The organism is Saccharicrinis aurantiacus (assembly GCF_001660705.2).
Lineage (GTDB): Bacteria > Bacteroidota > Bacteroidia > Bacteroidales > Marinilabiliaceae > Saccharicrinis > Saccharicrinis aurantiacus.
Genome location: NZ_LYBV02000031.1, coordinates 77,685 through 90,309, shown reverse-complemented (window position 1 = coordinate 90,309; position 12,625 = coordinate 77,685). Strand labels below are relative to the sequence as shown.

The window sequence follows — 12,625 nt, the reverse complement described above, 5'->3', positions numbered from 1 at the left end:
TTAACCCGAATTATTAAGGTTTATTTAAGAGTATTGTAACCTTTCTTACTAAATAAGCCTTTACTTCTTCCTTCTCGTAAACCAAAATGATAAGATATATCAATAATTGGGAGTATCGGAGTTCCACCACCGGTATTAAGTGTGAGCCAGTATCCTGCGCTCACTGATACCTTGGGTGAAAGTGAGTATTTCACATGTGCATTATGCTCTATTGCATTTGAATAGGTATTGTCTGATAGGATACCTCTTATTCCTGCAGATAGAAACAAGTTATTATATATCATGTAATCGGCTTGTAGTCGAACAGTACCAAATATATTGTTGCCCACAACTGCACCACTGCGCGGTGTAAGAAACTTATTATCCAAGCTAATTGAATCGGCTTGATTAACTCTAATACCAAAGTCAATAGCAATAGCTGCACTTATTATTAAATAAGGTTCTTTCGTAGCTCCACAATTAATCTCCTTTAAAAAGGGCATACTAAAAATAAGCTCGTTCTTTAGTGCGATAGTGTTAGGTATACTATTAGCATTTTGTATAGCATTTGAATTAGTCCGATCGAATAAATATAACAATGGAGTGTAAGAATACAATTGATGCTTACTAGCTATCATAAACTTGTTATTATGCCATCGTTTTTTGTAATACAAGTTTGGCACAAATAACATGGTACCGATTGATCCTCCAATTTCATCACTTCTTCCTAAAGAGATCCTACTGGGAAATAGAAGCGAAATATCTCCTCCTTTATCAGGAACAACATTAGCAGTTGAGTAACTCCAAAGAAAATCGTTACGCACCAATGTGGCCTTTTTACCCATTGGCTGTAATTTATTAAACTTATTATAGGAACTTTTTTTGTCCGCTTCTTCCTGTCGTTTTCTAATCTCTCTCTTTGAAGTACCCTTATTCAGTTTACCTAGGAACTGTGCACTGCAAGGGACACCAACGACTAAAATGAAAATTACAAGAACACTTCTAAACATCTAAGAACAAGCTAAACTAGAATAACATACCACGTTTAACGATAATGACTTGAAAATGTTATACTAATTGAAGTTGAAACTTAAGAAACTTTTAACGTAAAAATAGTTTCCATTGTCAAATCTTTGGTATAAATTTGCGGCATGAATGAAAACAAGAAGCACATTGAGAAAATATTGAGCAAATTTCTCGAATTTGGCATCAAGAGTATCAGTATGGATGACATTGCTGCTGAACTAGGCATTTCTAAAAAAAAGCTTTACCAATTATATAAGGATAAGACAGATATAGTTACGCAATCCATAGAGGCATTAAAGGGCTATATGCAATCTACCACTAAAGAATTTAACGATTCTACTTTAAATGTTATTGAAAAAGAGATTGAGCATCAAAATAGATACATTGAAACTTACCTGAAAATAAAGCCCACATTTATTTACGATCTTAAAAAGTTTTATCCAGATCTATTTTTGAGTTTTGGATTGTTCAAAAGAGAACTCCTTTTCGAATCAACACATAAGTTTATTGAAGACGGAATTGAACAAGGACTTTTTAGAGAAGATATTGACCCTGTTTACATTGCCAAACATACTATCACAGTAACTGCTGCTTATTTCCATCCAGACATAAATGAGATTAGCGACCAAGACCTAGCATCACGTCACTTTTATAAACAATATTTTCTATACCACTTGAATGGCCTATGTTCTGAGAAAGGAAGGCAAGTATTAAACAAACTGATGCAGAAAAGTAAACTTAACGATAACTAATTTTTATTCATCCCATCCAAAATTGAAACGTAAAAAACTAATACATATATGAAAGAACAATTTTTTAAGAAAAGCATCCCTTTGGCAATTGCTTTTTTATTGATAATACAAACAGCTTATAGTCAATCGCAGTCGGCTGTTGATAGCACTAACACCGCAGTTGACTCCTTAGCGTTAGCCATAGATACATTGGGGGTACCATCAGATACCATGGAGTTCTCATTAGATCAGGCATTGGCTTATGCAACAGAGTTTGGTTACCAAAGCATGAATGCCAATATTGAAATTACCAAAGCAGAGAAAAAGGTAAGAGAAGTATTAGGAACAGGTTTACCGCAGGTTAATGTAAATGGTAATTTTTCTAAAAACCTTGCTTTACAAGAAAATGTACTTGCCATAACAGATCCTGACTCTGGTGAGGAAATGATTCAGAAAATCACTTTTGGTACCGACTACTCTAGCATGATTGGTGGTAGAATAGATCAACTACTTTTTGACGGTTCCTTTTTTGTTGGATTAAAGGCTAGTAAGGTTTATGTGCAATTATCTGAAAACACAAAAGACAAAACGGATATTGAAGTAAGAAAAGCAATTTCAGAAGCCTACTTCTTAGTTACTGTTGCTCAAAAAAACGTAATCGATTTTAAATTAAATTTAGAAACGAACGAAAAAACCCTTAAGGATACCAAGGCTCTTTATGAAAATGGATTTAGAGAGGATATTGATGTGGACCAAATCAGACTTTTGGTTAACGAATCAAATCAACTGTTTCTTGAAGCTCAACGACAGTTACATGTAACCGAGGTAGTTTTAAAGTATGCCATGGGATTTGATATTGATAAGCCGCTTAAGATTTCAAGTACAATGGAGGATCTTTTATCTCCCATACCTCTTGAGCCGGGTAATTCGTTTGATTATGCTACGCATATCGATTATCAAACTATGAATACACAAGTGGATATTCAGAACCTTATTATTAAAAACCAGAAAGCTTTATTTATGCCTAAGCTGAATGCGTTTTACAATTACGATTTGTATTACTTAGGTTATGAGCTAAACGATTTAATACCAACTTCAGGGTCGGCCATTGGCTTAACGCTATCTATTCCAATTCTATCGGGCGGTACACGAGCTGCTCAATTAAAACAAGAGAAGCTTGAATTATCGAAACTGAATAACGATAGACTGCAGTTAGAGCAAAACCTGAAAAGCGGTTACTATATTTCAAAAAACAACCTGGTTAATTCCAGAATGCAATACATAAATAGTCGCGATGCGCGTGAGATTGCCTTACGCATCTACCAAAAATCATTAATTAAGTTTCAGAACGGATTGCTAAACAGTTTAGAGCTTACGCAAACCGAAAACAAACTGGTACAAGCCCATATTAATTATAGGCAAACAGCTGTAGAGTACTACAATAATTATTTAGCATATCAACAAGCAACAAACCAATTATAAACTATTAATAACTCTTACCAATACACTGATGTTGGTTACCACGATAAATTTTAAGCATATGAAAACACGTAATATATTAATCGGATTTATAGCAATTTCGCTTGCTGCATGTTCGGGTAGTGAAACAAAAGAGAAAATAAGTGAGTTAGCTGAATTAAAAGCTGATTTCACTGAGTTAAAAAAACAAATTACAAAACTTGAGAAAGAGATTGAAGAAGAATCAGGAAGCAAAGAAGGCGCCGTTAATGTGGCTACTAAGGTAATTACTCCTGAAACTTACAATCACTATATAGAGGTAACAGGTAAGGTTAAGGCCGATGAAAATACAATCATCAGTCCTGAAGGAGCTGGAAAAATTACTGAGATTTTAGTGGAAGAAGGTGATAATGTACGTAAGGGACAAACATTGGCCTATCTTAATAATGATGCTTTGGATACGCAAATTGAGCAAGCCAAAGTGAACCTTAATTTAGCCATTACTACTTTTGAGCGTCAGGAGAGGTTATGGAATCAGAATATTGGTTCAGAGATGGAATACCTGCAAGCTAAATCGAACAAAGAATCATTAGAACAAAACTTAAGATCGCTTAATGCTCAAAAAGATATGATGAGTGTTAAAAGTCAGATTAATGGGGTAGTGGATGAAGTATTTCAACGTAAAGGCGAAATTGCGGGTCCAAGCTTGCCTTTTGCACGCGTGGTAAATATTGACAAAGTATACGTTAATACTGAAGTTGGCGAAAAGTTTTTAGGAACCATCAACAAAGGAGATGCTACTGAAATCTATTTTCCATCGATAAAGAAAACAGTGGATGCAAAAATTTACCGTTCATCAACTGTAATTAATGATATCTCGCGAACTTTTAGAGTTAGAATTAACCTGGATAATAAATCGCACGAAATTAAGCCCAACCTATTAACATCAGTTAAGTTGAGAGTTTTTTCTGCTGACGATTTAATTATTGTACCATCTATTTTAGTGAAGCAAGATTTTGAAGGCGAATTTATTTTTGTTGCCACAGAATCAAATGGTAAAAGCATCGCGAAAAAGCAATATGTAACTTCAATTTTTAATTCTGATAATAAAACCATTATCTCAGAAGGTTTAAAAAGCGGAGATCAAATTATTACGGTTGGTTACGATCAAATTGTAAACGGAACCGAGATAGCTATAGTAAAATCGTAACTCACCTTTTCAAATAATAAATAATGAGTCAAGAAAAAGAACTAGGCACAGAAAACAAAGGCTATCGGAAGTTTAAGCCAACCCTTGCTGCGCTTAATAATAAAAACACCATTTACATACTAACTTTCTTTCTGCTTGTTGCAGGTATTAGTTCGTATAGAGGAATGGAACGTGAGTTATTTCCAGAGGTAGTGATACCGTACATAATGGTGAATACCGTTCACCCCGGTAATAGTCCTTCCGACATGGAAAACCTTATTACGCGCCCTATCGAAAAGGAGCTAAAGGGTTTAAATGGCGTAAAGAAAATGTCATCGGCATCGTTTCAGGATTACAGTTTAATTATTGTTGAGTTTGAAACCGATGTTGAAGTAAAACAAGCTTTACAGGATGTTAAGGATAACGTTGATAAAGCGAAATCAGAATTACCTGATAATTTAGAAAAGGAACCTACCGTTGATGATATCGACTTTTCAGAATTCCCTATCTTAAATATTAACCTTTCGGGAGATTACTCTATTTACGAACTGAAGAAATTTGCGGAGGATTTACAGGACGATTTTGAAGCCTTAAGATCCATTAGAGAAGCAGATATAGTAGGGGTTGATGAGCGTGAAATTCAAATTAATGTTGATCCGTTTTTATTGGAATCAATGGATTTGACTTTCTACGATGTGGAGCAAGCCCTATTGGCGGAGAACATCACCCTTGGAGCCGGAGAGCTTAAGGTAGATGGTACGCGCAGATCTATTACAACGCAGGCTGATTATAAATCGATGGAGCAAATTCGCAATACCATTGTGAGTGCCAAAGATGGAAATATCAGATACATTAAAGATGTGGCCGAAGTGGTTGATGGATTCGAAGAGAAATCTTCTATCTCGGTATTGGATCGTAAACCAGTGGTAACGCTTTCTATTGTAAAACGAAGTGGCGAAAACTTATTGGATGCTACCGATGATATTTACCGTATTATTAGAGAGAAACAAGAAGCCCGTCAGCTTCCGCAAGATTTAAATATTGTAATTACCGATGACCAATCAACCAGTATAAAATCGCAGATTAGTAATCTCGAAAATAGTATCCTAATGGGAATGCTATTGGTTATTTTGGTGCTTTACATCTTTATGGGTATCCGCAATGCTATCTTCTCAGGTTTGGCTATACCTATGTCAATGTTTATCTCATTTTATGTGCTTTCGGCCATGGGATACACCATTAATACCATGATCTTATTTGGTTTATTATTGGCCCTTGGTATGTTGGTTGATAATGCCATTGTGGTGGTTGAAAACTCTTATCGTTTACACGAGGAAGGATTCTCAAAGTTAGAAGCCATTAAAAGAGGTACCAGCGAAATTGCAATTCCTATTATATCATCAACAGCAACTACTTTAGCAGCCTTTTTACCATTGCTAATGTGGCCGGGTATTGTGGGCGACTTTATGAGTTATATGCCTATTACGCTTATTATTGTATTGGCATCGTCGCTATTTGTAGCCTTGGTATTAAACCCTGTGTTTGCTGCACAATTCATGAAAATTGAAGACATCACTGAAAAGAAAAACCGCAAAAGAACCTTCATCATTGTGGGAATTCTTGGTGCTATTGGAGTATTGTTTTATATAGGTGGAAGCATGCTTTGGGGTAATATATTTATCATCCCTCTACTAATAACTACCATCAATGTATTTGCCATTAAACCATTTGCCGTTTGGTTTCAAGGAAAAGGAATTCCTAAAATGGAAAGCATGTACGAAAACAGTTTACGTAAAGCTTTGGGTAAAAAAACATCGGTAATACTTCTTGTATCTTCTGTTTTACTATTCATATTTTCTATCATGTTTTATGGTGCTGCGGGTACAAATACCATATTTTTCCCTAGCAGTCAGCCTAAAACCATTTACATTACTGCCGAGTTACCTTTGGGAACCGATTTAGATGTTACCGAATCCATTATGGTAGACGTTGAAAACAAGATGTACGAGGTAATAGGTAAATACGAGCCAATCATTAAATCGGTAGGTTTAACCATTGGTAAGGGTAAAGGTGGTATGTTTGAAGCAGATCGATCGCCAAACAAAGCATTAACTACCATTACTTTTGTTGATTACGAAGACAGACTTGGTATTAGTACCACCGAAATAATGCGCGAATTAACCGATGCATTTCAGGGCTATTTAGGCGTTAAAATATTTATTGAGAAAGAAGATGAGGGACCTCCGGTGGGTAAACCCATTAACATTGAGGTTTCAGGAGACAAATTTCAAGAGCTATTAACTACTACTGAGGATATGATTCGTGTGATTAACGATGATAAAATCCCGGGTATCGAAAAGCTTCAGATTGATCTGAATCCGAATAAGCCAGAGATGCTGCTTGAAATTGACCGTGAAAAGGCACGTAGGGTAGGTTTATCAACTCAAATGATTGCAGGTACCATTAGAACTGCCGTTTATGGTAGCAATGTGGATAAGTATAAGGAGAACGAAGACGAATTTGATATTATGGTTCGTTTAGATGAGAAGTACAGAAATAGTACCAGTCACTTATTGAATCTTAAAATGAGAATTGAGCAAAATGGTACACCTTATTTCTTGCCTATTTCGTCGGTTGCCGATTATAAATACAGCACTACCTACGAAAAAATTAATCGTATCGATAACAATAGGGTAATTACTATTTACTCAAACATCAACGAAGGTTTTAATGCCAATACCATTAATGAGCGTATCCGCGAAATTTTAAAATCGTACGAAATGCCTGTTGGTTATAAATGGAAAATGACCGGAGAGCAAGAGAGTCAGAAAGAAACTTCTGATTTCTTGGTGGGTGCACTGCTACTTGCGGTTGCTTTAATTGCCATGATATTAATTACGCAATTTAACTCTGCTGTTAAGCCATTTATAATATTGGGTACCGTGCTTTTAAGTACCATTGGTGTATTTTTTGGATTGGGAACCTTTCAGATGGACTTTGTGATTCTGATGACAGGGGTAGGGATTGTATCCCTTGCAGGTATTGTTGTAAATAATGGTATTGTACTCATCGATTACATTGATATTCTAAGAAAGGATCGTAAAAAAGAATTGGGCTTAAAAGAATTTGAGCGCCTACCTATTGCCGATGAAGTTGAGTGTATTGTACAAGGTGGTAAAACACGTTTGCGCCCTGTATTGTTAACTGCAATAACCACAGTATTAGGACTTGTTCCTTTGGCAACGGGTTTCAACTTCGATTTTTCTGGTTTACTTTCTGAGTTAAATCCGCACGTCTATTTTGGTGGCGATAATGCCGATTTCTGGTCGCCAATGGCATGGACCGTAATATTTGGTTTAACCACCTCAACGGTGTTAACCTTAATTATGTCACCGGTTATGTTTTTAGTAGCTGTTAAAGTTCGAAACAAAGTAGCCAAGCCCAAAACAGAGGCAGATATGTAAGTTATTACATCGCTATATAACAAGGCCGTTTCTTAATTGAAACGGCCTTTTTTTATGGTGTAAAACCGATTCTCTGCAATAAACATTAGAGCCTTAGTAAGCCATAAAAACACTGTATTTGTAGCATATGCCACAGCTGTGTTATACGCTATTGTTTATAACTAATCCTCCCAAACTATTGGATATATTAATCAAAATCAATATTTTAGATAATAGTAAAATTAAACAAACAAGCCAGTACCAAGCCTAAATGATTCTATCCACAAGTATTTATAAAATCTTATTTCACAACCTTGGTTTTGTTTTTAAACGTGCCATTTGTTGGTTAAGCCAACGACCCATTAAGGGATAGCTATTACCCTAATAGCAACTTATCCCTCCATTCCAAAACCGTATTTTAATTAGAAAAAGTGTTTACTTAAAAATATTATTTAGCCACCCGAAGCTGATTATAGCTTGCTTAAAGTTTAAATCGTGTATCCCGGGCTGTTTATATACATTTTATTTATAAGCAAGGAACAAACAAGCCAATATTAACCATGCTTATTTTAAGCAACATACTTTTACTTTAAAATACGCCTTGCTGAAAAATAGCAAGCCATAATCAACTTTGTAGCAGATAGTCTAATTTTTAAGCAAGCCATCTACGAGGCTTTATGCTATTTGCTTAAACAATAAATCAATAATCATAAATAAACTCAACTTGAATTATGTCAACAACTGAATTTACAAAAATCCACAGAGAATCAGTAAACTATCCAGCTTTAACAAACGACAGCTTTTATATTCTTATCTCAGATAGTATAAAAGTGGCTCAGCAGCAAAATTTTGCACCCGAGCATGTAATACCAGTAGCACTGGCACCCATCATAGAAAACATGACCACACTTAATGGTGTATTGAGTAAAGAAGTAAATTACTCTGATAGGAGTGAGCTCGATGCGCAGCGCGATGACGATTATGCCTACCTAAAGGTGATGCTTCAAAGTAATGCGATTAATCGCGATGCAGCAAAAAAAAATGCGGCTATTACTCTGCTTAGTGTATTCGATACTTTCGATATTAATTTAGATAGGCTTTCGCTTGATGCACAAACTGCACAGCTCGATAGGGTTATTGCAGCTTGGGCAACACCTGAAAATAAAGCCCACTTTGAAACCCTAGAGCTTACTGCCGATGTCAACAGGCTCGAAGGCTCAGCCGGAGCCTTTAAAAACTACAACATTGAACGTACCAAAAATGGCAATAAGCAAAGCCCCAAGGTACGCGATTTACGCAAAGCCATTCAGGGCGATTTTGTAATGTGGCTTAATGTTTTAGAGGGTTTATCCAACCTAAATAAAGACGAAGCTTGTTACAATACCCTAAAAGGCATCAACAAATATATTATTGAGCAAGATGCACTACTAAAAGCCAAAGCAACCCGCAAGGCAGAAGAGGTATCAAACTAAATTACACTACTAATGGGCGTTAACTCTAATGAGTTGGTGCCCTTTATTATACCAAAAAACCTTTGATCCTTTTTTACCATGGCACGAAAAAGAAAAAAGAAAACTACAACATACAACGGCCCCAACGCCTATAAACGATATCAAACCCGATTATACACTTGTTTAAAAAAAAATAAATTAGGCGATAGTTTTGCTAAGTTTAAATCAAACGAGTTACACTATATGTTCGATATGGTACCCAATATATTACCTGCTGAAACATGCAACAAATTACTATCAAAAACAGAACTAAAAAAGATACAACAGAACATAAGGCATAAGCTGCTTCAGGAAAAACTTGATATTAAAGGGCACAACGCAACAGTTTACGATATTGTATTAATGTATAGCTACGGCCTTGGTATGCAAAAAGTAATTGCACGCGAAACTGGAGATAGAAACAACCCAGAGATACAGACCTTTAAAGAATTACAGGGTAAGTTATTTACCCAATTTTACTCGCAATATGCATTATTACTTACCTGTGTTACGCTGCAATTGAGTAATCCAACTGAGAAATATATTAGTATAAAAGTTAGAATTGCAGCTATTGTAAAAGATAACCCTGTACTAGATGTGGTAACCGAACTGGCAGGGGTAAATGCCCAAAAAAGCTACGTTGCTATAAATGGTAACTATCGTCCTATATTTCAATTAGGCTCGCCCGATTTCACAATTGGTTACAGGTGGATAAAGGTTTGCAATACCTTACTGCCAACTACCCATCAAACAAAACATGATTCATTAAGCTTGCACATTCAAGCACATGCCTTACGGCGATTAAAAGAGCGACTGAACCTACTCAACACTGAAGCGCTACATTATGCTTTATGGGAAAACACGGTAAAAATTAAATCGATATTAGGCTATAAGCAATATTTGTTGCTACCCTTTAAACTACACACTGTAAAAGTGGGTTACATGGTAATGGATGTTATTGAGGATAAACTGATATGCAAAACATTTTTGTTTATTACCCACAACTCAACACCTGAAGGTGATAAATTAAAGCAAATTAGTGGTTTGGGAAAACACGATATTAGTTACTGGAAAATTGACCGACTCAGCACCTTTGTTAATATGCCCGAAAACCAATATCCACAGTTACTAGAACTATTTAATGAAGCAGGCCTGGGCGAACTATCCGAATTAAAAAACAAAGCCTTTGATGTAGAAACCCTACAACTAGCCAACCTCGATGGTTTAAGCGAATATATTAGTAGAGGAAGCAACGCTGACCAAGTTCAAAAACAAGAGTTTAAACAAATGCTAGCAAGTTGTGCAGTATAGCATAAAGCAGTTTCATATGTTAACAAAATCTAAAAACACATTGTAAGATATTTTTGGCACATGCTTTGCAGTATTCCTATACGAAGAGCAAGAGAGTTTTTCATAGATTAGGTTAGGGTTTAGGTTATAAATTGGAATGTCTCTAAGGCATTCCAATTTTTTAGAAATCCGCACAAAACAGACATAAGAAGTTTTTTTTCATAGATTAGGGTTTAGGTTAAAGAAAAGGGATTCAACAACGGTTGAAATCCCTTTTTTTATGTCCTTATTTTTTCGATGGTGCACTCAAATATTTACCCACTAACATAGCCAAAACAAGCGTAATATATAACTGTCCGCCCAAGCCTAATATCATAGTTAACAACTGCGCCGAGTTGGTAACTGGCGTAATATCGCCATAACCAATTGTGGTAACAGTTATTGTGGCAAAATAAAAGAAATCGGAGTAATTAGGGTTATCAATGGTATTAAACAGAAATGCGTTATTATTACCCAAATAAATAATAGTAGCAAACAAGCTCCCTATTATGGCAAATAATAAATAAACATTAATGGCCTCTAAAATAACCCTGTTATCAACACGTTTACTACTGGCCACTTGCCTAAATAATAAATAAACAATATTGGCGAAGAATAATATTTTTAGCCCTTCTGAAATAAACTCCAGATAAGGTATATGTATGATATAACTGATTACTTCTATACTAATAACCGTAATTAACGCAAAAGTAAAAAGCTTATTAAAGCCTTGCTTGATAGATAATAAACTGGTAACAATTAATACATTAAATATAACTCTGTTAATGCTTTGCCCCATTGGATAGTTCGAGAATAACTGAGAAGAAATGATTAAACACAAAATAATCACAAACAGGATGGTATTTCCCAATAGCTGATTGTTGATAAACTTTTTAATTACTTTCTTCATAATTGATAGAATTATATTGATTAAGTGTAGGCTTAACTTACAAACTAACTTCAACTAAATATCCTCGGTGCTTTCTAACATTAAGTACCGTATTGTCCTCAAAAATCAAATACTGACCTTTAATCCCTTTTAATACGCCTGATACGGTTTTAGATTTATCAAAACTATCACTCTTTACCTTATCGGGATAAGCACTTACCGGAAAATTAATTTGAGTTAATAAATCCTCTTTCTGAATATATTGTTGTAATTCAACAGGTAATTTACTTGCGGCAACTTTCTTTTCAGCCACTAAATCAACTTCGGCCGATGTACCTTTTAGCATAGCTTGCCAACTGGTTTTATCGCTGTAATAATGCATCAAATACTTTTCTATGGTACCAGCAATATGTCTGTTAGGAACGGTTGCCAATATAATGGCTGCACTCGCACCTTGATCAATCCAACGTGTTGGAATTTGCGATTGACGAGTGATACCTACTTTTAAGTTAGACGATACTGCCAAGTATACAATATGTGGCTGCAAACAATGTGTTTTACTCCATTCCATATCGCGCGAAACGCCTAAGTGTGCTTTGCACTGATCTGGTCGTAATATACACTCACTTGCCATAGGCGAGCTTTGAAAGCAATTGTAACAAAAGCCCTGCGAAAACGATTTATTGGTTTTCTTACCGCAGGCAACGCAGTTTATCTGATCTAAAAAAGTAAGTTGAATATTTTTACCAATAAATGGGTTAAGATCAATTCTATCATCACCTACTGGGAGCGTGTATACGACCTCTGAATTATTTTCAGAGATCATCTTTTCTAAGTTTCCTTTATATAACATATTCTAATAATGTTGTCGTAAATAATATTACACATTGGGTCTTCAACCCAAACCTGCCTACCGGCAGGTAGGCCCTACTTACTTTTCTTTCCTTGATGAAAGAAAGTAAGCAAAATCAAGGCTGCTTTACAAATAACTTTTTTATTTATTTAAAGCTTAAGTGCAGCCAAGTGATTTTCGAGCGAAGCTCTCAACTTCTTGGTTTTACTAAAGCTTTAACCAAAACAAAAGCTTTTTG

9 protein-coding genes are annotated in these 12,625 nt (G+C 35.5%); 6 read left to right on the top strand and 3 right to left on the bottom strand.

Annotated features, from left to right (window positions below; genetic code table 11):
* Positions 1-20: 20 nt before the first annotated feature.
* Positions 21-989: a hypothetical protein gene (locus A8B35_RS14375; protein ID WP_075603253.1), complete on the bottom strand. Its 969-nt coding sequence runs from the start codon at positions 987-989 to the stop codon at positions 21-23.
* 141 nt (positions 990-1,130) lie between these two features.
* Here A8B35_RS14375 and A8B35_RS14370 point away from each other — a divergent pair, with 141 nt between their 5' ends.
* From A8B35_RS14370 to A8B35_RS14345, 6 genes are all read left to right on the top strand, one after another.
* Positions 1,131-1,757 (top strand): TetR/AcrR family transcriptional regulator, encoded by a 627-nt coding sequence (locus A8B35_RS14370; RefSeq protein WP_075603252.1) that lies wholly within the window; start codon positions 1,131-1,133, stop codon positions 1,755-1,757.
* Between the two features lie 48 nt (positions 1,758-1,805).
* Positions 1,806-3,218, top strand: coding sequence for a TolC family protein (locus A8B35_RS14365; protein WP_075603251.1), 1,413 nt, complete (start codon positions 1,806-1,808; stop codon positions 3,216-3,218).
* 58 nt (positions 3,219-3,276) lie between these two features.
* On the top strand, positions 3,277-4,404 hold the full coding sequence (locus A8B35_RS14360; protein WP_171973216.1) for an efflux RND transporter periplasmic adaptor subunit: 1,128 nt from the start codon (positions 3,277-3,279) through the stop codon (positions 4,402-4,404).
* 23 nt (positions 4,405-4,427) lie between these two features.
* Positions 4,428-7,847 (top strand): efflux RND transporter permease subunit, encoded by a 3,420-nt coding sequence (locus A8B35_RS14355; RefSeq protein ID WP_075603249.1) that lies wholly within the window; start codon positions 4,428-4,430, stop codon positions 7,845-7,847.
* Between the two features lie 710 nt (positions 7,848-8,557).
* Positions 8,558-9,298, top strand: coding sequence for a DUF6261 family protein (locus A8B35_RS14350; protein ID WP_075603248.1), 741 nt, complete (start codon positions 8,558-8,560; stop codon positions 9,296-9,298).
* A gap of 78 nt (positions 9,299-9,376) precedes the next feature.
* Positions 9,377-10,627, top strand: a complete 1,251-nt coding sequence (locus tag A8B35_RS14345) for a hypothetical protein (protein WP_075603247.1) — start codon at positions 9,377-9,379, stop codon at positions 10,625-10,627.
* A gap of 265 nt (positions 10,628-10,892) precedes the next feature.
* Here the strand turns inward: A8B35_RS14345 and A8B35_RS14340 are convergent, their stop codons facing one another.
* Both A8B35_RS14340 and A8B35_RS14335 read right to left on the bottom strand, forming a co-directional pair.
* Complete coding sequence (locus A8B35_RS14340) at positions 10,893-11,555, bottom strand: potassium channel family protein (RefSeq protein WP_075603246.1); 663 nt, start codon at positions 11,553-11,555, stop codon at positions 10,893-10,895.
* 37 nt (positions 11,556-11,592) lie between these two features.
* Positions 11,593-12,387, bottom strand: coding sequence for a DUF2797 domain-containing protein (locus A8B35_RS14335; protein WP_075603245.1), 795 nt, complete (start codon positions 12,385-12,387; stop codon positions 11,593-11,595).
* Positions 12,388-12,625 lie beyond the last annotated feature (238 nt).